Below are 25,428 nucleotides of genomic sequence, written 5' to 3' on the forward strand. Positions count from 1 at the left end.
ATTAAGAACGAATGGCGACTAATCCCTTAAACCGATCTCGTTCGATGGTACCCCGATGCGCATGAGTTCGATAAAGTTCCCGGCTGGCGTGCTGCGCTTCAACTGTCATTCGGCAGCGGCTGCGGTCACAACTTGGGCGTCGTGCAGCACCACGCCAGCCAGCGGATCGAACTCGCCCGTCCAGGGCATCCGCTCCAGCACCGATCGGGTCTGCTGATAACCGGCGCGCCAGCGCGCGGTGATGCCGCGGTCGCTGAAGTCGATATCCTTCGTGTGGTTCTCGCGCTCGAGCTGCGGCGCCTGTAGCCGGACGACATGCATCCGCGTCTGGCAGCCATAGCTCGCAAGCTCGCGCACCGCCGGATCATTGCGCACGGAGTCCGGCAGCCGCACAGCCAACTCCTTGATGATGTGGCGCAGCCGGTGGATCTGCTCCTGACGGGCGATCTGGCTGCTCATGCGGCTCGCATATTGGACGTCCTTGTGGCGGTTGAACACCTCCGCCATCGTCGCCGGCTCGGCCCCGTCGGGATTCCACAGATTAACCGCGAAGATCAGCGAATCCCGGCGCGGATTGTCGTCGAACACGACCTCGGTCGGCGTGTTCGAGAGGATGCCGCCGTCCCAGTAGAGTTCGCCGTCGATGCGAACAGCTGGAAAAGCCGGAGGCAGCGCACCCGAGGCCAGGATGTGGCGGGCATCGAGCGCACCATCGCGGCTGTCGAAATAGTGCATGCGGCTGGTGCGGACATGCGCGGCCCCAACCGTCACGCGGAGGCCCCCGCCGTTGAGGAGATCGAAATCGACCAGCTCCCGCAGCGTCTCGCGCAACGGAGCCGTCGCGTAGTAGCCGGCCTGCTCGGCGCCGAGCGGAAACCCATCGCCCGCATGAGCCAGCGCGTTGGGAGTGAAGAAGCCGCTGATGCCGTGCATCAACGTCGTCCAATAGGACAGCCGATCGTCGAGATCAGCAAAAGCGCCGCCGAGGCCCCAGATCGGACGCGCCTGCATCCGCATCCAGAACTCCCGCAGCCGCGCCGTGCGCTCCTGCACCGGGCTGCCGGCGATCAGGGCCGCATTGATCGCGCCGATCGAGGTCCCGATCACCCAGTCCGGCTCGACGCCCGCCTCGCTCAGGGCCTGGTAGACGCCAGCCTGGTACGCGCCCAGCGCGCCGCCGCCCTGCAGCACCAGGACCACCTGCCCGGGAAGCTTGCTGCGATCGATCGTCGCGCGCGTCGTGTCGGCGCCCTCGGCCATGTCTGCCTCTTCATCCGCGTGAACTCTTGGCCTGTTCGCAAGGCCTGCGTCCTTGTTACGACGCCGGCGATCGATGCGACAGGTCACCGCTCGTGCAGATGGTACAGGGATCAGGACCTCGAGGGCGCAGCCTCCGGCTGAGCCGGGCCGGCCGGCTCATCATCATCGGCGATGGCGCGCCAGGCGGCGCCTTCGAGATCCTCGTACTGGCCGCTCTTCAGCGACCAGAGGAAGCCGACCAGTCCGGCCAGACCGAGCGCCAGCGCCAACGGCACGAGGATGATCATCACTTCCATGACGCGGCCTCCTCACGGACCTTGCGAGCCCGCAGCGCGTTCAGCATCACCAGGATCGACGAACCCGACATCGCGGCTGCGGCGATCAAGGGCGTGACCACCCCGCTGATCGCAAGCGGCACGGCGAGCACGTTGTAGAGCACCGCGAGCCACAGGTTCTGCCGCATCAAATGCAGCGCCTTACGGGCGTAGTCGACCGCAGCGAGCACCGGCGCGAGGGGACGGCCGAGGAAGACGAGATCGGCAGTAGCCTGACTGAGATGCGCGGCCGAGATCGGCGACATCGAGACGTGGGCCGCGGCCAGCGACGGTGCGTCGTTCATGCCGTCGCCGACCATCATGACCTTGACGCCGGCGCGCTTGAGCTCCTCGACGCGGGCGATCTTGTCGGCCGGCGTCACGCCGGCGCGCCATTCGGTGATGCCGAGCGCCTTGGCCGCAGCGGCCACGGCGGCCTCGCGATCGCCGGAGAGGATCTCGACCTTGATGCCGCGCCGTTGCAGGCCGGCGACGATCTTCGCGGCATCGGGACGCAGGCCCTGACGCACCGAGAACAGATACCTCTGATCGCCACGGCTGAACGCGACGACGGAGGCTTCGGGATCGACGCTCGCGCTTTGCGCCACCAGCGCCTCGGCGCCGCAGAAGGCGGGACGTCCGAGCCGGATCTCGACGCCGTCAACAACGGCACGGACCCCCTGCCCCGGCTCCTCGACCGCGCCCATCAACGGCGATCGCGACTTGGCCGCCTGGGCGACCGCAGCCGCGACCGGGTGATGGCTCGACAGAGCGAGTTGACCGGCCACGGAGAAGATATCGGCTGGAATGTCGGCGGCGTTGACCACTTCGAGCTCAGGCAAGGTCAGGGTGCCGGTCTTGTCGAAGATGACGTGATCGGCTTCCGCCAGGCGCTCGATCGCGTCGCCCGCATTGAGCAGCACGCCGGACTTGAACATCGCGCCAGAGGCGACGGTCTGCACTGTCGGGATCGCAAGGCCGAGCGCGCAGGGACAGGTGATGATCAGCACGGCGATGCCGGTGACGATGGCATCGTGCCAGCTCGCGCCTGCCAGCGCCCAGCCGAGCACGGTGAGCGCGGCGGTCGCATGCACCACCGGCGCATAGAGCCGCGAGGCACGGTCGGCGAGCCGCATGTAGCGCGAGCGCGCCTGCAACGCAGTGTCGAGCAGGCGCGTGATCTCGGCGAGCAAGGTGCCCTCCGCCGCAGCGGAGACGCGGACGCGCAAGGTGCCGGAGATGTTGAGCGAGCCGGCATAGACGGCGGTGCCCTGCTCCGCCGGCACATACAGCGTCTCGCCGGTGATCAGGCTCTGGTCGATCTCGGAGCGGCCCTCCACGACGACGCCGTCGACGGCGCAACGCTCGCCGGGCCGCAGCAGCACGAGGTCGCCGGCGCGGACGGCGGCGACGGGGACTTCGGAGATTTCATCAGCGCCGATGAACTTGGTCGCGGTCTCCGCCTTCAGCGCGGCGAGATTGCCGGCCACCGCGCGCGTCCGCCGCCGCATATTCTGGTCAAGATAGCGGCCGACCAGCAGGAACGTCAGCAGCATGATCGCCGCGTCGAAATAAGCGTGCTCGGCGTGATGGAAGGTCTCGACGATCGACATGCCCAAGGCGAGGATCACGCCGATGCAGATCGGCACGTCCATGTTGACGTTGCCGGTCTTGAGAGCGCGCCACGCCGAGCGGAAGAACGGCTGGCCGGCATAGGCCGCGGCCGGCAGCGCGATGAGAGCCGACAGCCAGTGGAAGAAGTCGCGCTGCTCCGGCAGCATGTCGCTGACATTGCCCGACCACACCGGGATCGACAGCATCATCACGTTCATGGTGGCGAACGCCGCGACGCCGAGGCAGCGCAGCAGGAAGCGCGATTCCTCGGCCTCGGTGGCCTCCGCGCTCGCCTTCTCGAACGGATAGGCCTTGTAGCCGAGCTCGGCCAGGCGATCGATGAACTTGGCCGGATCGAGCGTGCCCTGCTTCCACTCCAGCGCGACGCGGCGGTCGGTGAGATTGACGCGCGCCAAGGTCACGTCGGGCAGCGCCGACAGGCCGCGCTCGATCTTGGCCATGCAGCCGGCACAACTGACGCCCTCGACCGCGAGGTCGATATGCTTCAGGCCGGCGCCGAGATCCTTGACGTAATGGGAGAAGTCACGCGTCACGTGCATGATCGAAAATCCTTCAGTTCAGCAGCACGCGGTTCTTCGACATGAACAGGCGCCGGCCGCTGGAATCGCCTTCGAGCACGAGGTCCCACTGCCCCGGCGCGATCGCTTCCGCCGTGCCGCGATAGACGCCGATGCCGACCTCGGCCAGATCGACCTGCTGATCGGCGCGCTTATCGGCGGGACGCTCGAGCCGGCCCTGGAATGTCAGGCCGGAGACCGGATTGCCGCTGGCGTCGCGCGCATTGACCTGCACCACGGCCGCGCCGCTGGCGCCGCGCTCGATATGCGCCTCCACCTTCCAGCGCCGCGCCTCCTGGTCGCGCGCCGCCGCGATCTCCTTCTCGTAGCCGAGGCTGGCGCTATAGGCGCTGTCGACGTCGGTACCGGGCAAGGTCGAGATCGCCATCTTCATCATGTAGACGTTGACGCCGATGACGAGCCCGAAGAAGCCGATGAGCATCGCGAGCACCATGCGTCCGGTCAGCTGGAAGGACGGTTGGGAACGGCTGGCCATGGACGGGCTCCTGAGCTTTAAGGGCTGACGAAATTATCGGTGGCGGAGGCGACGACGCCGAGGCCGATATCGGTGATGTGGAACTTCACCGGGATCGACTTCTCCGGGTTGCTCTCTTCGGGCGCAGTCACCAGGAGCCGCAGCTCCTCGGTCTGGTCGCGGCCGATGACGATCATCGGGCGATCGGGCGTGACGGAGTCGGCGCCCACGACATGGACGGTCGAGTTCACCGGGCCCTCGATGTCGATGGCGATGACGCGGTCGAAGCCGTGCTTGTTGAGGACGCGCACCGTGTAGGCGTTGCGGATCGAGCCGTCGGACAGCTTGATCGCGATCGGGTTGCGATCGTGCAGCACGTTGACGTCGAGCAGCGAGCGGGTCGCGAGCTTGTAGACCATCGCGCCGCCGACGACGGCGATGATCGCGGCATAGGTGACGGTGCGGGCGCGCACGAGCTTGTAGATCGGCGCCTTGCCTTCCTGGCGGCGGTGGATGTTGATGTCGTTGTCATAGCCGATCAGCCGTGTCGGGCGGCCGATCTTGGTCATGACCGTGTCGCAGGCATCGATGCACAGGCCGCACTGGATGCAGTCCATCTGCGATCCATCGCGGATGTCGATGCCGGTCGGGCAGACCGCGACGCATTGCTTGCAGTCGATGCAGTCGCCGGCCGGCTGGCCGAGCGCGCGCAGCTCGGCGGCCTTCTTGACCGACATGCGGTTCTCGCCGCGGTCGTAGCGATAGGTGACGTTCAGCGCCCATTCGTCGGTCAGCGCCGCCTGGATGCGCGGCCATGGGCACATGTAGACGCAGACCTGCTCGCGCATGAAGCCGGCGAGCGTGTAGGTCGTGGCCGTCAGGATCGCGATCCAGATATAGGCCAGCGGCGGCCCCTGGAAGGTGACGAGGTCCTTCACCAGGGTCGGCGCGTCGCTGAAATACAGCACCCAGGCGCCGCCGGTCCACCAGGCGATCATCAGCCAGATCGAATGCTTGAGGACGAGCTCCGAGATGCGCTCCAGCTTCATCGGGTCGCTGGAGGCATCCTTCTTCATCCGCTCGCGCCGGTCGCCCTCGATCAGGCGCTCCACGGCATAGAACAGGTCGGTCCATACCGTCTGCGGGCAGAGATAGCCGCACCAGATGCGGCCGCCGATCGCGTTCATCAGGAACAGGCCGATGGCGGCGATGATCAAGAGGCCGGTGAAATAATACACCTCCTGCGGCCACAGCTCGATGAAGAAGAAATAGAAGCGGTGGTTGGGGAAGTCGATCAGCACCGCCTGGTCCGGCGCGCCGAGGCCGCGATTCCAGCGCACGAACGGCAGGAAATAATAGACGCCGAGGCAGAAGCCCATAAGGCCCCATTTGATCCGGCGGAAGGTGCCCGAGACGCTCTGCGGATAGACCTTTTTGGTAGGCGCGTACAGTGGACCATAATCGTCCACCGGCTGCGCCTCTTGAGGCTTCAGGTCGTCGGGTTTTACCGTCTGGTTCATCGCTGGGGTCTTCTCGCAGTTGCGGCCGAAGGTATGCCCACCTCCGGCCGCTCAGTTGATCCAGCTCAATTGGAAGGAAAGTTCCGTTGGATTTCCGTTACTTTCCCCCGCCCAGCGAGTGGACATAGACTGCCATTGCCTTGATCGTGGTCGGGTCGAGACGGCCCTCCCAGGCCGGCATGACACCGGCGCGACCATTGGTGATGGTCTCGATCAGGGTCGCCTCGTCCGAGCCATACAGCCAGATCTTGTCCGTGAGGTTCGGCGCGCCGACCTCCGGATTGCCCTTGGCGTTGTCGCCATGGCATGCCGCGCAATTCTCGGCGAAGATCTTGGCGCCGGCCTTGGCGTCATAGCCTTGCCGCGTGGGCAGGCCGGCCAATTCCCGGACGTAGTTGGCGACCGTGATGATCTCCGCCGGCTTCAGGACGCCGTCCTTGCCGAAGGCGAGCATCTGGCCCTCACGAGTCTTCGGGTGACCCGAGCGCACGCCGTACAGCAGGGTCTGCTGGATCTGCTCCAGCGAGCCGCCCCACAGCCAGTCGTCGTCGTTCAGGTTCGGAAAGCCCTTGGCGCCAGCCGCACCCGTGCCGTGGCAGGCGGCGCAATTGTCGCCGAACACGGTCTTGCCCTTGGCACGCGCCAGGGCCAGCATCGCCGGATCCTTTTCGATGTCGGCGAGCGAGGCGGTCGCGAGCGCCGCCATCTTGGCGCCGCGGATCTTCTCGAGGTTGGCGAGCTCGACCGCCACGTCCGCACGGGACGAGTAGCCGAACAGGCCTGTCGTGTTGCTGGTGATGGTCGGCCAAGCCGGATACACAATCCAGTAGCCGATCGCCCAGACGATGGTGATGTAGAAGGTGATCACCCACCACCGCGGCAGCGGGGTGTTGAGCTCCTTGATGCCGTCCCAGGCATGACCCGTGGTGGCGGTGCCGGAGACGCTGTCGACTTCGTTGTGGTCAGCCATGTTGAATTACTCCTCCCGCAACGGCATGTTCGCCGCCTCGTCGAAAGCGGCCTTGTGGCGAGGCCAGAGGGCATAGGTCACGATCGCGATGAAGATCGCGAAGAAGATCGGGGTCCACAGCGTCGTCACGAGTGACGACGCGATGTTTTCAACTGCAAGGATGGGCTTCATGATGCTCGCCTCTCGATCTCAGCGCAGATTGGCTTTTTCGTTGTAGATCTTGAAGTCGACCAAGGTGCCGAGCATCTGCAGATACGCGACCAGCGCATCCATTTCCGTCGGCGCACCCGCCTTGCCGTCGAAGTTGCGCACCACCGCCTTCGGATAGCGCTTGGTGAGCGCCTCCGCGCCGGCATTGTCCGGATCGACCTGCGCCTTCAAATCGGCGGCGGCGTTGGCGATCTGGTCCTCGGTGTAGGGCACGCCCACGGCCCGCAACGTCTTCAGATGATCGGCGACGTTGTCGGCGTTCAGCTCGGTCTCCTTCAGGAAGGGATAGCCGGGCATGATCGACTGCGGAACGATGGCGCGCGGGTTGGTCAGATGGGTGACGTGCCAGTCGTCGGAGTACTTGTTGCCGACGCGGGCGAGGTCAGGACCCGTGCGCTTGGAGCCCCACTGGAAGGGGTGGTCGTACATGCTCTCCGCGGCGAGCGAGAAGTGGCCGTAGCGCTCCACTTCGTCACGCAGCGGACGCACCATCTGCGAGTGGCAGAGATAGCAGCCCTCGCGGACATAGATGTTGCGGCCGGCCAGCTCGAGCGGCGTGTACGGACGCACGCCGTCGACCGCCTCGATCGTGCTCTTCAGGTAGAAGAGCGGAGTGATCTCGACGAGGCCGCCGATCGCGATCACCAGCAGAATGCCGATGATCAGGATGATCGAGTTCTTCTCGAAGACTTGGTGTCGTTGCCAGAATGACATGGTTGGATACCTCACTCCGCCGGCTGAAGGGCGACGGGGGACTGAACCTCTTCCTCACCGACACGGACCGTCATCCAGAGATTGTAGGCCATGATGAGTGAGCCGATCAGGAACAGCGCGCCACCGGCGGCACGGATGATGTAGAAGGGGTGCATCGCCTCGACGGTCTCGATGAAGGAGTATTCGAGGAAGCCGAGCGCCGTGTAGGACCGCCACATCAAACCCTGCAGGATGCCCGAGACCCACATCGCGGAGATGTAGAGCACGATGCCGAGCGTGGCCGTCCAGAAGTGCCAGTTCACCAGCTTGAGGCTGTAGAGACCCTTGCGGTTCCAGATCCACGGCACGAGACAGTACAGCGCGCCGAAGGACACGAAGCCGACCCAGCCGAGCGCACCGGAGTGCACGTGGCCGATGGTCCAGTCGGTGTAGTGGCTGAGCGAGTTGACCACCTTGATCGACATCATCGGACCTTCGAAGGTCGACATGCCGTAGAAGGCGACCGAGACGACCAGCATGCGCAGCACCGGGTCAGTCCGCAGCTTGTCCCACGCACCCGACAAGGTCATCAGGCCGTTGATCATGCCGCCCCAGGAGGGCATCCACAGCATGATCGAGAAGGTCATGCCGAGCGTCTGCGTCCAGTCCGGCAGCGCCGTGTAGTGCAGGTGGTGCGGGCCGGCCCAGATGTAGAGGAAGATCAGCGCCCAGAAGTGGATGATCGACAGCCGGTAGGAATAGACCGGACGCTCCGCCCGCTTCGGGATGAAGTAGTACATGATGGCCAGGAAGCCGGCGGTCAGGAAGAAGCCGACCGCGTTGTGGCCGTACCACCACTGGAACATCGCATCCTGCACGCCGCCCCAGGCGATGTAGGACTTCGAGCCGAAGAACGACACCGGGAGAGCCGGGTTGTTGCCGAGATGCAGCACGGCGATCGTGACGATGAAGGCCAGGTAGAACCAGTTCGCCACGAAGATGTGCGGCTCCTTGCGCTTGATGATCGTCGTCAGGAAGACCAGCAGATAGACCACCCAGACGATCGTCAGCCAGAGATCCGAGTACCACTCCGGCTCTGCGTACTCCTTGCCCTCGGTGACGCCCAGCAGATAACCGGTGCCAGCGATCAGGATGAAGAAGTTGTAGCCGACCACGACGAACCACGGCGCAAGGTCACCCGCCAGACGGACCCGGCAGGTGCGCTGCACGACGTAGAACGAGGTCGCCAGCAGCACGTTGCCGCCGAACGCGAAGATCACCGCCGAGGTGTGCAGCGGCCGCAGGCGGCCGAAGCTGGTCCAGGGCAGATCGAAGTTCAGCGCCGGCCAGGCGAGCTGCGAGGCGATGATGAGGCCGACGGCGAAGCCGGCGATGCCCCAGAACATGGCCATGAACGAGGAGAACTTGATCGGCCCGAGATTGTAGTTCGGCCGGCCGTTGATCTCCTGCGGCGGCAGGTCGCCGCGCTCGAAGTAGCGGTTGAGGATGAAGAAGACGGACGCCGCGCTGGCGGCAGCCGCGAGCGAGGCGTGAAACGCGAAGGCCGTATCGAGTGCCTTCGCCGCAGCGAAGACGCACAAGAAGGCGGTGACGGCGAAAATGAGCGACAGCCCACTCTCGCCGATGGTCATGGATTTTGTTGATGAGGACGCGCTCATGCGGAATCTCGCTGAAAGAACACGAGACCAGCAACCATAATCGCCCACACGTGGAATTGATCGAAATCAACCTTGCGACCGGTTCGCCGGTAAAGAGCCGGAATGTTGCCCAACAGCGCGCGGCGCGGCGCGCACAAGCGCATCGTCCCGCAGCCGAAAGGCGTACGGGACGATCAATCTTAGACTTCCGTCTCAGGCGAGGAGCGCGGGGAACGCCGTCAAGTTCCGGCTCAATCCTTGGCCGCTGCCGCCAGCGCCCGCACGAGGTCCTCGCGGGCGATGATTCCGACCAGGCGGCTGTCGCCGTCGGTCACGGGCAGGCTACGGATGCGGTGTTCGACCATCAGCTGCAGCACGCGCGTCAGCTTGGTGTCTGGCCGGACATAGATGAACTCGGACGTCATCACGTCGCCCACGGTCCGGTTCATCAGGTCGCTGTAGCGCGGCAGCATCTGGTTGGGCGTGAACGCAAAGCATTTCAGCACGTCGAACTTGGTGACGATGCCGATGACCTCGTCGTTTTCGACGACCGGATAGGTGTTGAAGTCGTCGCGATCGAACATGTCACCCAGCTCGCGAATCGTGGTGTCGCGGGTGACGGTGGTGATGGTCCGCGTCATGTAGCTGCCGGCGGTGTCCTCGAGAAATTTGTACAAGGCGGCAATCCTGTTCTCGGATGGAGCGGTTGGAGTTTCAGTGCGACAGCAGCACGCAACGTTCGGTGCGTGTCACGAGATGCTCGGTGACCCCGCCGAGCACGAGCTCGCGGAATCGCGAATGGCCATAGGCGCCGGCCACGATGAGCCCGGCGGAGAGATCCGCGGCGATCGCGTCGAGCTTGGTCGCCACGTTGCGCCCCTGCCCCGGCTCTTCGATGCGGGCCGATGCGACGATCTTGTGCCGGCCGAGCCACCCGACGACGTCATCGAGGCGCGCTTCACACGAATCATATTCAGAAGTGCTCTCGACGATCTCGACGACGACGACGTCGGTGGCCTTGGCGAGCAGCGGCAGTGCATCGCTCAGCGCCCGGCGCGCCTCCGGCGTTTCCTTCCAGGCCACCACCACGGTGCCGAGATCGAGCCAGCTGGCCTTGTCGGGAACCACGAGCAGCGGCCGCCCGGCCTGCATCACGAGATCCTTGGGGCTGGCGATCGCGAACGCATCGGTGACGCCTGGCGGCACGCTTCCTGTGACCAGAATGTCCGCGGCACGCGCCTGCGCCAAAGTGTAGCGGAGCGGAAAATCCAGCGCGCTGCGCCAGCCGAGCGGAGCCGCGCGACCGCCGACGACGGTCCGGAATTGCTGTTCCAGCTCCACCAACCGGTTCTGCAGCGCGCCCTCGCCCTGCTCGATCAGGTCCTGGGCCTGCTCTCCGGTCGTGAAATACAGCGGCGGGGTGAACTCCGCGGCGGCCACGCCGATGACCCCAGCGTCAAATCGGGCAGCGAGATCACCCGCGACCTGAAGACGGGCTTCGTTGGGCTGGTTGAGCGCCAGGCTCACCATGACAGTCGCGAGCGTCATCCCGCCTCTCCAAACATTGCTTCCATGCAGCTCTTAAGGGTGAAACGACCCACCGTGATGAGATAGATCAATGTGCGGCGGCGGAACACGCCGGGGAGAGCCGGCGATGGAACCCGCCGAAGTGGGGAGAAAGCCTTGAATTGTCGAACCAAAGTCTAGGCCGGCCCGGATTGTCACGGCACAATCTGGTATAGAATGCCGGGACTGGCTCTCCCCCGGCCGCCCACAACAAACCGCTCCTTGCTGGAGCAGCTCTTGGCAACAACGGCGAATCGATTGAAGGCATCGACGTGCGCGGCGTGACTCAACCCTTTCCCGACGCGGCCGCCCGCCCCGAGGACGCGCAGGCGCTGGGCTTCGGCGCCTGGGATCTGGACCTCGCGACGGGCGATTTCTATTGGTCGGCCACGACGCGGAAGCTGTTCGGGGTCGAGACCGATCAGCCCGTGACCTACGGCTCCTTCCTGGCGCTGCTCGCAGCCGGAGATCGCGCGCCGGTCGAGGCCGCGATCGAGCATGCGCGCCATCAGGGCACCTGGTTCGACATGTCGTTCAAGGTGCCGAACGGCGGACACTGGATTCGGGTCCTCGCGGGCGTGGTTCCCGGCGACGACGGCCAGCCGCGGCATCTGCGCGGCATCGCGCTGGACATCGACCAGGAGAAGCGGCTCGAGGAGGCGCTGCGGCTGCGCGAGCAGCACTTCCGCTCGATCCTGGACACCGTGCCGGACGCCATGATCGTGATCGACGGCGGCGGCATCATCCAATTCTTCAGCGCCGCGGCCGAGCGGATGTTCGGCTACTCCGAGGAGGAGGCCGTCGGCCTCGACGTCAGCGAGCTGATGCCAGAGCCGGACCGCTCGCGCCATGCCGGCTATCTCACCCGCTATCACGGCACGCGCGAGCGCCACATCATCGGCATCGGGCGCATCGTCACCGGCCGCCGCCGCGACGGCACGAGCTTTCCCATGCATCTGTCGATCGGCGAGATGCAGTCCGGCGGAAAACCCTATTTCACCGGCTTCGCCCACGATCTCACCGAACACCAGCAGACCCAGGCGCGCCTGCGCGAATTGCAGTCGGAACTGGTTCACGTGTCGCGGCTCAGCGCCATGGGCGAAATGGCCTCGGCGCTGGCGCATGAGCTGAACCAGCCGCTGGCGGCGATCAGCAACTACATGAAAGGCTCGCGCCGGCTGCTTTCAGGCAGCAACGATCCGAACACGGCCAAGATCGAGAGCGCGATGGACCGCGCCGCCGAGCAGGCGATCCGCGCCGGGCAGATCATCCGTCGTCTCCGCGATTTCGTCTCCCGCGGCGAATCGGAAAAGCGCGTCGAGAGCCTGTCCAAGCTGATCGAGGAGGCCGGCGCGCTCGGCCTCGCCGGCGCCCGGGAGCAGAACGTCCAGTTGCGGTTCCAGCTCAATCCGGATGCCGATCTCGTGCTGGCCGACCGCGTTCAGATCCAGCAGGTGCTGGTCAACCTGTTCCGCAATGCGCTCGAGGCGATGTCGCATTCCAAGCGGCGCGAACTCGCCGCCACCAACCGAAAGGTCAGCGACGACTTGATCGAGGTGGCCGTGTCCGATACCGGAACGGGATTCCACGACGACGTGATGCCCAATCTGTTCAAAACCTTCTTCACGACCAAGGACACCGGAATGGGGGTCGGCCTGTCGATCAGCCGTTCCATCATCGAGGCCCATGGCGGGCGCATGTGGGCCGAAAACAACGAGGCAGGCGGCGCGACCTTCCGCTTCACCCTGCCGGCGGCCCCAACCAGGGTTGAGCATGATGGCTGAGCGGGCCAAGGTCTATGTGATCGACGACGACGAGGCGATGCGGGATTCACTCAACTTCCTGCTCGACTCCTCCGGCTTTGAGGTCACGCTGTTCGAGCATGCACAGGCCTTTCTCGACCGGATGCCGACGCTCGCCTTCGGCTGCGTCGTCTCGGATGTGCGCATGCCCGGTATCGACGGCATCGAGCTGCTCAAGCGCATGAAGGCCACCGGCAGCAGCTTCCCCATCCTGGTGATGACCGGCCATGGCGACGTGCCGCTGGCGGTCGAGGCCATGAAGCTCGGCGCCATCGACTTCCTCGAAAAGCCGTTCGAGGACGAGCGCCTGGTCGCGATGATCGAGACCGCAATCCAGCAGGCCGAGCCGGCGGCGAAGAACGAGCAGGTCACGCAGGACATTCTCGCGCGCATCGCGAGCCTCAGCCCGCGGGAGCGCCAGGTGATGGACGGTCTGATGGCCGGCCTCTCCAACAAGCTGATCGCGCGCGAATACGACATCAGCCCGCGCACCATCGAGGTCTACCGCGCGAACGTGATGACCAAGATGGGCGCGAACAGCCTGTCGGAGCTGGTGCGTCTGGCGATGCGCGCAGGCGCCTTCAAGGATTGAGCTAGATCAAGCGGCCTTGACAGATTCGGGTGTTATGTTGCGCCTTGGTTCAACATCACATCTCGCGCGGCACGTGCCATGTCGGTTCACGCCAAACCCAAGGTCTACGTCGCCGACGACGATGCCGACGTCCTCGGCTCGTTGCGTTTCCTGCTGGAGGCCGACGGCTTCGACGTCCGCACCTTCCGTAGCGGCACCGCGCTGCTGAAGGCGTCGTCTCACGCACCGGTCGACTGCTTCGTGGTCGATTACAAGATGCCGGAGCTGAACGGTGTCGAGCTCGCGGAAAAGTTGCGCAAGCAGGGCGCGACCGCGCCGGTGGTGTTGATCACGGGGCACTACGACGACCGGCTGGAGGCCCGGGCCGCGGCAGTCGGAATCCACGATTTCCTGCTCAAGCCGCTGCTCGACGACAATCTGGTCAAGCGAATCCGTAAAGCCATCGCCAACGATGATCGGGCTACCGCTCCTTGAGCCTTTTGGCCCCGGATTCCGGCCGCACCTACGTACATCTACGTAAGGGAACCCCCTTAAGATAACGGCCCAAATGTCCTTAACGGGAGCCGCAAGGTACCACATCGCCATCCGCCGCAAGGAGATGGTCATGCTCAATCAGTCGCTCACCCATTCGGTCGTCACCCCCAGCGCCACTGCCGTTCCCTCTCCTGCTGTCCCCTCTCCTGCCGCCAACCCCTTTGCCGAGATCACCGGCCATGCCGGGCTGATCGCCAGCGAGTTCTCCTACAAGAAGGACGAGGAGATCTATGGCGAGGACGAGCCGGCCGAGTACGTCTACCAGGTGATCTCCGGCGCGGTCCGCAGCTACAAGCTGCTGTCCGACGGCCGCCGCCAGATCGGCGCCTTTCATCTTCCCGGCGACGTGTTCGGCCTCGAATTCGGCTCGGTGCATCGTCTCGCCGCTGAAGCCATCATCGACACCAATGTGCGCCTGGTGAAGCGCCGCAGCCTCGAGCAGGCCGCCGGCACCGACGTCACCGTCGCCCGCAAGCTCTGGACCATGACCGCCGGCGACCTCCGCCATGCCGAAGACCACATGCTGCTGCTGGGCCGCAAGACCGCGATGGAGCGTGTCGCGACCTTCCTGCTCGAGATGGACCGCCGCCTCGCCGTTGCCGGCATGATGGCGCTGCCGATGTGCCGCCGCGACATCGGCGACTATCTCGGCCTGACGCTGGAGACCGTCTCCCGCGCGCTGTCGCAACTGCACAGCCAGGGTGTCCTCGGCTTCTCCGGTGCCCGCCAGATCGTGCTGCGCAACCGCCAGCGCCTGCGCAGCATGGACGCCTGAGCACCAGTCCCTCACGCTGTCCGCGCGCGCTGCCCCGTCTCCGGCATCAGCAGCGCGATCAACACGAGACCTGTCAGCGCCACGCCTGACAGACCCATGAAGGCGGTGACGCTGCCGTAGCGGTCGCTGGCAAAGCCGGCGACCACGGTGGATAGCGAGCCCCCGATCCCCGACGCCGTCCCCACGATTCCCTGCGCCAGATTGAAGTGGCCGCTGCCGAACGCGACATCGGCCACCGTCAGCGGGATCATCACGGCGAACACGGCAGCCGTGACACCGTCGAAGAGCTGCACCGCCACCAGCACGTAGGGATCGTGCACCAGGGCGAACAGCGCGCCGCGAATCGTGAGCGCCGCAAATCCCAGCATCAGCAGCGGCCGCCGGCCCCATTGCTGCGCCACCGCGCCGACCGAGGGCGAGGTCAACGCCACGATGGCCTGCGGCACGACGATGCAGAACGCGATCAGCATCGGCGCCCATTCGCTCGACTTCGTCGTCACCACACCGGCCATCAGCGGCAGCATCGCCGCATTGGCGAGCTGCAGCAGGAACACGCCGAGGGCAAACACCAGCAGCGCGCGCTGGCGCAGCAATCCCAGCAGATTCGACAGCCGCGCGACCTCCCTGTCCTCCTCGACCGCATGGCCGTGCGCCCGGGCGATGTCGATCTCGCGCTCGCGAATCCGCGACAGCGCGATCAGGGTTGGGAATGCGAGGATGAAGGTGACGAGAAACACCGCGCGGCTGGAGAGCAGGTAGCCGCATGTGCCCATGAGCGCGGCCGCAACACCGTTGCCGAGCGAGGCGAAGCGCGCATTGCGGCCGAGACGCTCGGCCATGCCGCGCGGCCCGACCAGGCCGAGGCTGATGGCGGCAATCGCGGGGCCCAGCACGCAGCTCGCGGCCGCATGCAGCATGGCCGCGCCGGCCACCACCGGAAAGATCGGCCAGACGGCATAAGCCAGCGCGCAGCAGCCGATGGTCGCCACGGCAAATCCGGCCACGCGCCGCTCCGACTTCGCCGCATCAATGATCGCCCCGCCGGGCATCTGTCCGATCAGGCCGACGATGCCGCCGATCGACAGCACCAGGCCGATCTGCGCCTGGGTCCATTTCTGCGTCGTCAGGTACACTGCGATGAACGGCCCGAATCCGGTCTGCACGTCGGCAAGGAAGAAGATGAACCAGTCGAGTCCGCGCAGGCTCTGCCGCGACGGCGCAGGCTTCAGCGCCTGGCCGTGATCCGGCACGGAATCGCGCCGCGGCTCCGCGTCGCGGTCCGACGCAGGCTGCTGGTCAGGTGATCTGGACGGCCGTACGTGGGCCATGGCTCTTTACATCTCAATGGACAACGATTCTTGAGACATAACGTCCCCGCCGCGTCCCGGGCACACGCGTGCCAAAGCGCGGTCTCACGCATCAACTCAATGATCGAAATCCCAGGGGGACAGCTTGCCGGCGGCGCCGAGCACGACGACGGGCTTGTCCTCCTTGTACTCGGGCGCCGCCTTCACCTGCTCCTTGGTGAGATCAAGCGTCACCTGATCGCTCTTCTCGGTGATGTGCTTGAAATCGAGCGCGGTCCAATCGACCACGATCTTGCGGCTGCCGACGCCGAGGAAGCCGCCGAAATCGATCACTGCCGCGCGCACGGTGCCGGTGAGATCGACGATGACATCGACGATGTGGCCCATGTCCTCGCCGGTCGAGCTGCGCACGTCGCGGCCGAGCACGCCATGCGCGTCCCGCGCGCCGAGGATGGTGACCGAGGGCGGCGGCGCCGGCTCCTTCGCAGGAGCCGGCGTTTCCTTGGTCACAGGGACCGGCGATGCCTGCTGCGCAGCCGCGGCATTCATCTGCAGCGTCAACAACGCGACCGCAGCGAGAGCGGACGCAGCACCGAGGCGGCAGCGATGGTTCGGCGTTCTCATTGCGCCAGCACCAGCGAGACCTGGATCTGGCCGCGGCGGCGCAGCACCTCCATCGACACGTCCTCGCCGTGGCGACGCAGGCGCAGATCGATCGCGGAGCCGCCGAGCCGGAGATCGCGCAGCACGACCCAGTCGAGGAATGCCGGCAGCCGCGGGTTGCGCAGCCTGATCTCGCCGCGTGCGGCATCGAACTCCAGCCCGAGCGCCGCTTCGAGCAACGTGAACGGCGTCGCACTGGCCCAGGCCTGCGGCGCGCAAGCCACGGGATAAAGCGTGGGGCCACGATGCTTCTCGCGCCGGAAGCCGCAGAACAGCTCCGGCAGCCGGCGCAGATCCATGTAGGACGCCGCCTCGAACAGGCCGCGAAACACCTGCTCCACCGCATGCTTCAGGCCGTAGCGCGACAGGCCGAGCGCGATCAGCGCGTTGTCATGCGGCCAGATCGAGCCGTCATGATAGGACATCGGGTTATAGCGCGCCTCTCCCAGGGCGACGGTACGGATACCCCAGCCCGAGAAGAAGTGCGGCCCTAACAGGTCGGCGGCGACCTTGCGGGCGCGATCCTCGCGCACCATGCCGCTGAACAGGAGCTGCCCGGCATTCGACGTGCGCACGCGGCACGGCTGCTTGTTGCCGTCGAGCGCGAGCGCATAGGTGTTGAGCTTCTCGCACCAGAAGGCGTCCTCGAACCGTTCGGCCAATCGCGCCGCCTCGGCGTCGAGCCTGTCCGCCATGTCAGTTTTGCCGAGCCGCCGCGCGCAGCGCGCCGCGAGCTGCTTGCCGGCAAACACGTAGCCCTGCACCTCGGCGAGCGCGATGTAGCCCTCGGCGAGACGGCCGTCGGCGTGGAACACCGCGTCGTAGGAATCCTTCCAGCCCTGGTTGGCGAGGCCCTGCTCGGATGCACGCTGATATTCGACGAAGCCGTCGCGGTCGGGATCGCCGGGTCCGTCGATCCAGGCGAGCCCCAGCTCGATGGCCGGCCATAGCTCCTTCAACGTGTCGAGATCGCCGGTGCGCTCGACATAGAGGCCCGCCAGCAGCACGAACAACGGCGTGGAGTCGACGCTGCCGTAGTAGCAGGCGAACGGCACCTCGCGCAGCGCCGCCATCTCGCCGCCTCGCATCTCGTGCAGGATCTTGCCCGGTTCGGCATCGGCAAGGGGATCGGTCTGCTTCGCCTGATATCTTGCAAGCCGGCGCAGCACGCCGCGCGCGATGCGCGGATCGACCCACAGCATTTGCATCGCCGTGATCAGTCCGTCGCGGCCGAACGTCGTCGAGTACCAGGGGATGCCGGCATAGGGGTAGCGCCCCTCCGGCGTGTCGGTCATCAGGATGTTGAGATCGGCGGCGGCCTGGCACAGCACCTCGTTCAAGATATCGTTCGAGGTCTCGATGCTGGTCGCGCCTTGCGTGCAGCGACGCATCTCCCTGCGATGCGCCAGCAGGCTGCGGAAGAAGCGGCCCGGCTGCTCGCCGGCGGCGGCATTGCAGGTCACCGCGATGAACAACGAGGCCGATTGCTGCGGCTCCAGGTCGAAATGATAGGTCGCGATATCGATCGTGAGCCTGGACGGGCGTGGATCGAAATGCAGCGCCGTGGTGCGCGTCACGCCGTCGAGGCCGCGATAGTCGAGCATCACATCGGATGGGCTCATCATCCGGCCTGAGCCCGCGCCGCGTCGCGGCCGCACGCTACCCCGGACCTCGAACAGGTCGGCGAAATCATTGTCGAAGGCGAGCTTGAGATCGAAGCTGGCGCGCCGGTCGCCATGGTTCTGCAGGCCGATGCGCTGATAGAAGGTGCCGTGCCACAGGAAGATGGTGCGGACGATGTGCAGCATGTCCTTGGGCAGCACCAGCCGGCCTTGATCGTAGATATCAGGATTGGTCAGATCGATCGTGAGCGCCGAATTGTCGTCACGCAGGCTGGATCCCAGCAGCAGCGGCTGCACCTCCTCGAGCGTCAGCTCGAGCCGCGCCAGATAGCGCGTGTCGGAATTGAACAGGCCGTCCGGGCCGCCGGCTGACGCGCCGATATCGCCATGGCCATCGAGCACGATGAAGGTGTCGTCATGCTTGAGCGAGCGCCGCGGCCGAGCCGCGGGCCCCGTCATCGGGATGTAGAAGGGCTGCTCGGCCGGCTCGTCCGCCCGGTCGATCGATCTGAGTGTGCTTGCGACTTCGGCCGACATGATGACCTCGTGCGATGTTGGAGTGGCCACGCGATCGACTTGGCACGATCGCGACGCGACGCAACGATCAGGCGGCGAATTTGGCGAGCCGGCTCATCTCCTGGGTGACGAGTTCCCGATACGGACCCTCGCTTTGCATCAGCCGGTCCGGCGCACCGTCCTCAATGATCCTGCCCGATTTCAGCACCACCACGCGGTCAAAATTCCGCAAGGTCGCAAGCCGATGCGCGATCGCGATGACGGTGCGCCCGCGCATCAGCCGGCTCAGCGCCTCGCGGATCGCCTCCTCGGATTCGCTGTCGAGCGCGGCGGTGGCCTCGTCGAGCAGCAAAATCGGCGCATCCTTGAGGAACGCGCGCGCAATGGCGATGCGCTGGCGCTGGCCGCCGGACAGCTTGACGCCGCGATCGCCGACCATCGTCTGCAGTCCCTCCGGCAGTGTCTCGACGAAATCACAGCGCGCAGCGATCGCCGCGCGCAACACCTCGTCATCGGTCGCACTCGGCCGGCCGTAGCGGATGTTCTCCAGGATCGAGCGATGGAACAGCGAGATGTCCTGCGGAACCACCGAGATCGCCTCGCGCAGGCTCTGCTGGGTGACCTTGGCGATGTCCTGGCCGTCGATCGTGATCCGTCCGACCTGCGGGTCGTAGAACCGCTGCAGCAAGGTGAACAGGCTCGACTTGCCGCCGCCGGACTGGCCGACGAGGCCGACGCGCTGGCCGGGCTGCAGGCGCAGCGAAAAGCTCTCGAACAGCTTGTGCCCACCCGGATAGTGGAAGGTGATGTTGTCGAAGGCGATCGCCGCGCCGCTCTTCACCAGCGGCTCGGCTTCGGGATGATCGCGCAACTCATGCGGCTGCAGCAGCGTCGCGATCGCCTCGCTCATCCGCGCGACGTGCTGGGTCACGTCGACCAGCGCCACCGCGAGATCGCGCGTCGCATTGAGGATGCACAGGCCGAGCGTGCAGACCAGCACGACGTCGCCGGTCGTCGCCCCGCCCCGCTGCCACAGCGAGATCGCCCAGGCCATCAAGGCCACGGTCAGCACGATCGTGACCGTGGCATGGAGAATGCGCAGCTTCTCGAGATAACGCAAGCTGCGCCCGCGCGCCTCGAGTTCCTTGTCGACCGTCGCATCGAAGCGGTCATGCTCGTGGCGCAGGCCGCAGAATGCACGCACCAGCGGCATGTTGGAGATCACGTCGACCATCTCGCCGTCGACCATTGCCGCCTTGTCAGCGAAATCGTCGTGCAACGGCTTGCCGGCGGCGGCGAGCCGGAACATCGCTGCCACCATCATGGCCGCAATCAGCAACAGCGCGATCGCCATCGGCCCGCTGACGGTGCCGATCAGGACAATCGCCGCGACCGTCGCGAGGCACGGTGGCAGCACGTTCCAGACGAACATGTTCTCGACCGTGAACACCGCATTCGACGTCGCAGTGATGCGGCTCGACAACATGCCGGGCAGACGGTCGCCGAAGTAGCTCGGCGAATGTCCGGTGAGATGACGGAAGATGTCACGGCGCAGATCACCGGTTACCCTCACAAAGGTGAAGCTCGCGATCCAGCTGGCGACGCGCCAGAGAACGTTGTCGGTCGCAATCAAGGCCATCAGCACAGCGAACGCAGCCCAGACGCTGCCATTCCCCCGCGGCCCTGCAGAAAGACTGTCGACGAGGAACTTCACGCCGTACTGAGTGCCCACCGAACAGGCAACTGCACCGACAACGGACAACAAGATGGTGAGATGGGCCGTAGGACGGTTGCGCAGATAGCGCATCACGAAGGGGAACGGCCGGTGCGCGTAGCCTGATAGCTGATCCATATTTGTCCCGTGCGACTGTTGGCGACACCCGGTGCGGCGAATGAACCGCAGAGAGTTTCTTCAGTTCCGCGCTGCAACAGCAATGACGCTCTGTTCATCCTGCATGGTCGCGACGCGAGCGATGGAAAGATGGGATGGCATCATTGAGACGAGAGGGAACACGTTCTGTCGAAGAAAGAGTGATCACCAGGCCGGAACTTCGCAGATGCGCACACGTTCCTGCTGCGGCAGTGCCGGTGCCATTGGGGGCTTCATCCATGATCACAAATAGGAGACGGTGAGATGCGCATTGCGCAGGTTGCTCCATTGACGGAGGCCGTGCCTCCGAAGCTCTACGGCGGCACTGAGCGGGTCGTTCATTGGTTGACCGAGGAGCTCGTTGCGCTCGGGCACGACGTCACGCTGTTCGCCAGCGGTGATTCGCGGACATCGGCAAAACTCTCGCCGACTTGGCCGAAGGCGCTGCGCCTCGACGGTTCGGTACGGGATCCGAACGCGCTTCACATGGTGATGCTGGAAGGCGTGCGGCAGAGATGCGATGAGGAGGAGTTCGACGTCCTCCACTTCCACCTCGACTACTATCCGTTCTCCCTGTTCCATCGCCAGCCCACGCCGTTTCTCACCACGCTACATGGCCGGCTCGATCTCCCCGAACACCAGCCGGTGTTCTCCGTCTTCAAGGATGTTCCGGTCGTCTCGATCTCCGATGCGCAGCGACGCCCGGTGCCGAACGCCAACTGGGTCCGCACCGTGCTGCACGGCCTGCCAGAGAAGCTGTTGATGCCGAAGCCGGTGACGCCGAGCTATCTGGCGGTGCTCGGACGCATCGCGCCGGAAAAGGGCGTGGACCGCGCGATCAAGATCGCGATGCGCTGTGGCATTCCGCTCAAGATCGCCGCCAAGGTCGACCGCGCCGACCAGGACTATTACGACCAGCTGATCTACCCGATGATCAACGGCAATGCGCTCGTCGAATATATCGGCGAGATCGGCGACCATGAGAAGCCGGAGTTCCTGTCCGGCGCGCTCGGCCTGCTGCTGCCGATCGACTGGCCCGAGCCGTTTGGGCTCGTGATGATCGAATCGATGGCCTGCGGCACGCCGGTCATCGCCTACAACCGGGGTTCGGTGCCCGAGGTGATCGAGGATGGCGTGACCGGCTTCATTGTCGAGGACGAGCTCAGCGCCGTGGCGGCCGTCAACCGCCTGCACGATCTGAGCCGCGCGCGTGTCCGCGAGCGTTTCGAGCAGCGCTTCACCGCGCGCCGGATGGCGCTCGATTATCTCGCCGCCTATCGCCGTCTGATAGACAAGGCCGAGCCGCGTATCCGGCTGGTCAGCAGCGCGGAGTAGACGACGTCGCGCCATCGCGAGGGCAGGACCGCTGCGGTGCGGCCCTCGCGTCCGGCCGCACCCGGCTGATGCCCGATAGCTACGCTGCGGACGCAGCCAAGAACAGCGTGTCCGTGCTCGCTCGCGCATGCCACGAACTCGGACGCTCCGCCTCTTCCCGTCCCTGCGCGTCCGCCAGCACGAAGCCGCCCCTGGCCGCCTTCGCCTGATACAGCGCCCGATCCGCGCGCGACAGCAGCACGTCGGCGCTGGACGTCTGGCCCTCTGACAACGCCGCGCCGACGCTGACGCCGATGACGACGTCATGGCCATCGATGTAATACGGCGCCGCGACGACGTCGACGATGCGCTGCGCCAAGGACCGCGCGGCGTCTCGAGAGAGCAGCGACGTGTCGACCAGGATGAATTCATCGCCTCCCATCCGGACGACCAGCCCGCCAGAACCGAGCAGCGACGTCAACCGTGAGGCGACCTGCTTCAGCAAGGCGTCGCCGACGGGATGACCGAACCGATCGTTGGCGGCCTTGAAGTGATCAAGATCGATGGCGTAGATCGCAACCATCGGACGGCTGCGGTCCGCGATCAGCGCAGGCAGATCCGATGCCAGCGCGGACCGGTTGTGGACCCCCGTCATCGGATCCATGCGGGACAGCCGCTCGTACTGTTCCTTGAGATGGATTTGTCCGATCGACGACCTGTAGCTCAGCCGCAGCAGCTCGAATCCGGTGACGATGAAGATGATCATCACGAGCGCGAGCCCGAGATGCGGCAGATCCTGTTGCATCAAGGCCACCGTGATCGCCGGAAGACCCAGCACGCACAAGGCAGCGACGGCCAGTTGGGGCAGCAGCGCCAGACGTGCAATGAGACTGGCGCCGAAACCGAAGCCGAAGCTGAAGGCCAAGGTCGAACAGGTGGGATCGCCGAGCTGAAGACTGCGCGCAGCCAGTAGGCCGAGCACGAGCGAGACGCTGAGGGTGGCGATCGCACACGGGCGCCGGAGCCGCAGGATCTCATCCTTGGTCAGAGGCTGCTCACCGGCCATCCGCCGCCGAAAGGACAGCACGCCTAGCATCCGCAGCATTGTCACGCTGACGCCGAGAACGCCCAACCCGCCGGTCACGGCATCACCCGTATGCCATGTGATGACCCCGCTTGCGATCGTGAGCGACACCCCCATCAGCACGAACGGCACCAGCGAGCTGTGCAGCGTCTTCACGAGCTCAACATGAACTGCGTCGGAAATTGACGCAGAGTCCGTCCCCATCCTCCATGACAACATGACGCGCTCCCCAAGAGATCACGCCCATGGTGCAACGCTTCCCGTAAAATTACCGCGCGACGGAACATTCAAACTTTAAGGAACTCGCCTCGCCCATGCAGAGACTCGGCCGCCCGTCTTGACGGATGATTAACTTCGTCGGGCCACTGCTTCGGTCGCCTAAAGCGCGATGAGATCAGGATAAGTCGTCATCGCGCTTTAGGTTGTTGTTTGCGCATGATCTTTTCGGAAAACCGCTGCGCACTTTTCCGGATCATGCTTTAGGACACACTGGCCCGCTTCGGCTCGACGATCTCGAACATCCGCGGAAACTCGTCCATCAGCGACATCAGCTCGGCCAGCCGCATCGGGTTGCCGACGAAGCTGATCTTTCCGCCCGCCACGGCTTCCGGGAACGTCGTCGCCTTGGCAATGATCTCGTCGAGCGTGGCGCGCGCCAAGGTGAAGCCGGCATCGGCCGTGGAGGCCTGCACGCCGACCGCATAGGTCAGCGCGCAATTCTGCAAGGTCAGCACGAAGCGCTCGCCGGTGTCGGTGAAGCTCCAATTCAGCACGATGTGCCTGCCTTCCGCCTTCGGCCCGTTCAGGCGGACGCCGAGCACGTCCCACAATTGCTCAGTGCGCAGCGCCGCCAGGGTCTCGCGCGGCATGCCTGGGCGCGGCGGCACCTCCGGCATGCCATGGCGCAGCTCCTGCGCGCCGAACAGATAGGCGTTGCGCCACGTCGCGCTCTCCGCGGCATAGCCGAGCTGCTCCAGCGTATCGGCCAGCAACGCGCGCGCCTCGGCATCGTCGGGCTCGGCAAACACGAGATGCCCGACGGCTTGCGCCACGAAGCGGAACTCGCCCTTGGCGAAATCCGCGCGCGCCCGCGCCAGCAGCGCATCGGCACCTCCCATGTATTCGACATATTTCCGGCCGGCCTCGACCGGCGGCAGCGGATCGAGATTGACCGGATTGGCGTCGTACCAGCCGAGATACTTCTGGTAGATCGCCTTCACATTATGCCGGATGTGGCCGTAATAGCCGCGCGCATGCCACGCGCTGTCGAGGCTCTTCGGCAGCGTGATCTGCTCGGCGATCTCGCTGGCGGTCAGGCCGTGGTTCATCAGCCGCAAGGTCTGGTCATGCGCGAATTTGTAGAGGTCGCGCTGCTCGCGGATCATCGCATCGACGCGGCTCGCGCCCCACACCGGCCAATGATGCTGGCCGCACATCACCTCGGCCTTGCCACCCCACAATTTGCAAGGCTTCGCCGAGATATTTCGACCAGGCGAGCGCGTCGCGCACGTCGGCGCCACGAAACGGCAGCAGATTGTGGAAATTGTGCGTGCAGTTCTCGGCGAGGTTCAACAGCCGGTAGCGCGGCAGGTAGAAGTGCATCTCCGCCGGCGCCTCGCTGTTCGGCGCCATCTGGAATTCGAAGCTCACGCCGTCGATCGTCCTGGTATCGCCGGTCGCCATGATCAGGTCGGTCGGTCGCAGCAGGGCAACGCCGCCGGCGGCCATGGTCTTGCCGAGACCGCAATCGACATGACCCTTCGGTCCCTTCGCGAGCAGCGGCCCGAACTGATATTGCGCCCGGCGCAGCATCGCTGGTCCCGCGATGATGTTCTCCGACACCGCGTGCTCGATGAACAGGTTCGGCGCGATCAGCGGCACGCGGCCGCCGGTCACGGCCTCCTCCTCCACCACGCCACGCGCGCCGCCCCAATGGTCGGTGTGGGTGTGCGTGAACATCACCGCTGTCACCGGCCTGGTGCCGCGGTGCTGATAGTAGAGGTCCAACGCGGCTCGCGCGCCCTCGATCGAGGTCAGCGTGTCCACGACGATGACGCCGGTGTCGCCCTCGATCAGGGTCATGTTGGCGATGTCGAGCCCACGCACCTGATAGACGCCGGGGACAACCTCGAACAGGCCATGATGCATGTTCAGCTTCGCCTGCCGCCACAGGCTGGGATTGACCGTCGGCGGCGCCTCCTCCGCATCGAGGAAGCCGTAGGGCGCGAGGCTCCAGACGGTGCGTCCTTGCGCATTCGTCACCTTGGCATCGCCGATGGTGCCGAGGAAGCCGCGCGCGGCATCGTCGAAATCGGCGGTGTCCCCGAACGGCAGCGTCTCCAGCATCGCCTGCTGAGCCGCAATCACCGCTGCGGTGGCGTCCTTGGGCTGCTTGTCGTCGCTGGCCGGCGCGTTCATGGCTCGAGTCCCCCCACAACGATGATTGTTCGGGCGATGCTAATGCGGGGAACCGTGAAGCGCAAATTGCGCT

Annotated in this window: 21 protein-coding genes and 1 pseudogene; 5 read left to right on the forward strand and 17 right to left on the reverse strand. The window is 65.4% G+C overall.

Going from position 1 to position 25,428, the window contains the following annotated elements; genetic code table 11:
- Positions 1-105: 105 nt before the first annotated feature.
- The 11 genes from BRAD285_RS21875 to BRAD285_RS21925 all read right to left on the reverse strand — a co-directional run bounded on the left by BRAD285_RS21875 (position 106) and on the right by BRAD285_RS21925 (position 10,840).
- A complete protein-coding gene (locus tag BRAD285_RS21875) occupies positions 106-1,260 on the reverse strand; it encodes a patatin-like phospholipase family protein (RefSeq protein ID WP_006611936.1) in 1,155 nt (384 codons plus the stop codon).
- A gap of 110 nt (positions 1,261-1,370) precedes the next feature.
- The gene (ccoS, locus tag BRAD285_RS21880; protein ID WP_006611937.1) at positions 1,371-1,556 is read right to left on the reverse strand and encodes a cbb3-type cytochrome oxidase assembly protein CcoS; all 186 of its coding nucleotides are present in this window, start codon (positions 1,554-1,556) and stop codon (positions 1,371-1,373) included.
- Positions 1,547-3,748 carry a cation-translocating P-type ATPase gene (locus BRAD285_RS21885; RefSeq protein ID WP_006611938.1) on the reverse strand — a complete coding sequence of 734 codons (2,202 nt, stop codon included), beginning with the start codon at positions 3,746-3,748 and terminating at the stop codon, positions 1,547-1,549. The genes ccoS and BRAD285_RS21885 overlap by 10 nt, the downstream gene beginning before the upstream one ends.
- Positions 3,749-3,761: 13 nt before the next feature.
- Positions 3,762-4,208 carry a FixH family protein gene (locus BRAD285_RS21890; RefSeq protein ID WP_006611939.1) on the reverse strand — a complete coding sequence of 149 codons (447 nt, stop codon included), beginning with the start codon at positions 4,206-4,208 and terminating at the stop codon, positions 3,762-3,764.
- 71 nt (positions 4,209-4,279) lie between these two features.
- The gene (gene ccoG / locus BRAD285_RS21895) at positions 4,280-5,761 is read right to left on the reverse strand and encodes a cytochrome c oxidase accessory protein CcoG (protein WP_006611940.1); all 1,482 of its coding nucleotides are present in this window, start codon (positions 5,759-5,761) and stop codon (positions 4,280-4,282) included.
- 97 nt (positions 5,762-5,858) lie between these two features.
- Entirely contained in the window at positions 5,859-6,731 is an 873-nt protein-coding gene (gene ccoP, locus BRAD285_RS21900; protein WP_006611941.1) for a cytochrome-c oxidase, cbb3-type subunit III, read from the reverse strand.
- A 6-nt stretch (positions 6,732-6,737) separates the two neighbouring features.
- Positions 6,738-6,902 carry a CcoQ/FixQ family Cbb3-type cytochrome c oxidase assembly chaperone gene (locus BRAD285_RS21905; RefSeq protein WP_006611942.1) on the reverse strand — a complete coding sequence of 55 codons (165 nt, stop codon included), beginning with the start codon at positions 6,900-6,902 and terminating at the stop codon, positions 6,738-6,740.
- A gap of 18 nt (positions 6,903-6,920) precedes the next feature.
- The gene (ccoO, locus tag BRAD285_RS21910; protein WP_035646365.1) at positions 6,921-7,655 is read right to left on the reverse strand and encodes a cytochrome-c oxidase, cbb3-type subunit II; all 735 of its coding nucleotides are present in this window, start codon (positions 7,653-7,655) and stop codon (positions 6,921-6,923) included.
- 11 nt (positions 7,656-7,666) lie between these two features.
- Positions 7,667-9,313: a cytochrome-c oxidase, cbb3-type subunit I gene (gene ccoN / locus BRAD285_RS21915; protein WP_035646368.1), complete on the reverse strand. Its 1,647-nt coding sequence runs from the start codon at positions 9,311-9,313 to the stop codon at positions 7,667-7,669.
- Between the two features lie 230 nt (positions 9,314-9,543).
- Positions 9,544-9,969, reverse strand: coding sequence for an HPP family protein (locus BRAD285_RS21920; RefSeq protein ID WP_006611945.1), 426 nt, complete (start codon positions 9,967-9,969; stop codon positions 9,544-9,546).
- A gap of 37 nt (positions 9,970-10,006) precedes the next feature.
- Positions 10,007-10,840 carry a universal stress protein gene (locus BRAD285_RS21925; RefSeq protein ID WP_006611946.1) on the reverse strand — a complete coding sequence of 278 codons (834 nt, stop codon included), beginning with the start codon at positions 10,838-10,840 and terminating at the stop codon, positions 10,007-10,009.
- Between the two features lie 299 nt (positions 10,841-11,139).
- Between BRAD285_RS21925 and fixL the strand changes: the two genes are divergently transcribed.
- The 4 genes from fixL to BRAD285_RS21945 all read left to right on the forward strand — a co-directional run bounded on the left by fixL (position 11,140) and on the right by BRAD285_RS21945 (position 14,561).
- A complete protein-coding gene (gene fixL, locus BRAD285_RS21930; protein ID WP_085962802.1) occupies positions 11,140-12,642 on the forward strand; it encodes a sensor protein FixL in 1,503 nt (500 codons plus the stop codon).
- Entirely contained in the window at positions 12,635-13,252 is a 618-nt protein-coding gene (gene fixJ, locus BRAD285_RS21935) for a response regulator FixJ (protein WP_006611948.1), read from the forward strand. The genes fixL and fixJ overlap by 8 nt, the downstream gene beginning before the upstream one ends.
- Positions 13,253-13,330: 78 nt before the next feature.
- Positions 13,331-13,726 carry a response regulator gene (locus BRAD285_RS21940; protein WP_006611949.1) on the forward strand — a complete coding sequence of 132 codons (396 nt, stop codon included), beginning with the start codon at positions 13,331-13,333 and terminating at the stop codon, positions 13,724-13,726.
- Positions 13,727-13,856: 130 nt separating this feature from the next.
- Positions 13,857-14,561, forward strand: coding sequence for a helix-turn-helix domain-containing protein (locus BRAD285_RS21945; protein WP_006611950.1), 705 nt, complete (start codon positions 13,857-13,859; stop codon positions 14,559-14,561).
- Positions 14,562-14,572: 11 nt separating this feature from the next.
- On the opposite strand, the gene BRAD285_RS21950 is transcribed toward BRAD285_RS21945, so the two are convergent.
- The 4 genes from BRAD285_RS21950 to BRAD285_RS21965 form a co-directional block, all read right to left on the reverse strand.
- Positions 14,573-15,889 carry an MFS transporter gene (locus tag BRAD285_RS21950; RefSeq protein WP_006611951.1) on the reverse strand — a complete coding sequence of 439 codons (1,317 nt, stop codon included), beginning with the start codon at positions 15,887-15,889 and terminating at the stop codon, positions 14,573-14,575.
- Between the two features lie 96 nt (positions 15,890-15,985).
- Entirely contained in the window at positions 15,986-16,492 is a 507-nt protein-coding gene (locus BRAD285_RS21955) for a PRC-barrel domain-containing protein (RefSeq protein WP_006611952.1), read from the reverse strand.
- Positions 16,489-18,690, reverse strand: a complete 2,202-nt coding sequence (locus tag BRAD285_RS21960) for an amylo-alpha-1,6-glucosidase (RefSeq protein ID WP_006611953.1) — start codon at positions 18,688-18,690, stop codon at positions 16,489-16,491. The genes BRAD285_RS21955 and BRAD285_RS21960 overlap by 4 nt, the downstream gene beginning before the upstream one ends.
- 67 nt (positions 18,691-18,757) lie before the next feature.
- On the reverse strand, positions 18,758-20,521 hold the full coding sequence (locus BRAD285_RS21965) for an ABC transporter ATP-binding protein (RefSeq protein ID WP_035646371.1): 1,764 nt from the start codon (positions 20,519-20,521) through the stop codon (positions 18,758-18,760).
- Between the two features lie 282 nt (positions 20,522-20,803).
- Between BRAD285_RS21965 and BRAD285_RS21970 the strand changes: the two genes are divergently transcribed.
- A complete protein-coding gene (locus tag BRAD285_RS21970; RefSeq protein ID WP_006611955.1) occupies positions 20,804-21,874 on the forward strand; it encodes a glycosyltransferase family 4 protein in 1,071 nt (356 codons plus the stop codon).
- A 79-nt stretch (positions 21,875-21,953) separates the two neighbouring features.
- On the opposite strand, the gene BRAD285_RS21975 is transcribed toward BRAD285_RS21970, so the two are convergent.
- Together BRAD285_RS21975 and BRAD285_RS21980 are read right to left on the reverse strand one after the other, a co-directional pair.
- On the reverse strand, positions 21,954-23,093 hold the full coding sequence (locus BRAD285_RS21975; protein WP_244422191.1) for a GGDEF domain-containing protein: 1,140 nt from the start codon (positions 23,091-23,093) through the stop codon (positions 21,954-21,956).
- 323 nt (positions 23,094-23,416) lie between these two features.
- Positions 23,417-25,283, reverse strand: a pseudogene (locus tag BRAD285_RS21980) (alkyl/aryl-sulfatase).
- Positions 25,284-25,428: the final 145 nt, after the last annotated feature.

The organism is Bradyrhizobium sp. ORS 285, from assembly GCF_900176205.1.
Taxonomy (GTDB): domain Bacteria; phylum Pseudomonadota; class Alphaproteobacteria; order Rhizobiales; family Xanthobacteraceae; genus Bradyrhizobium.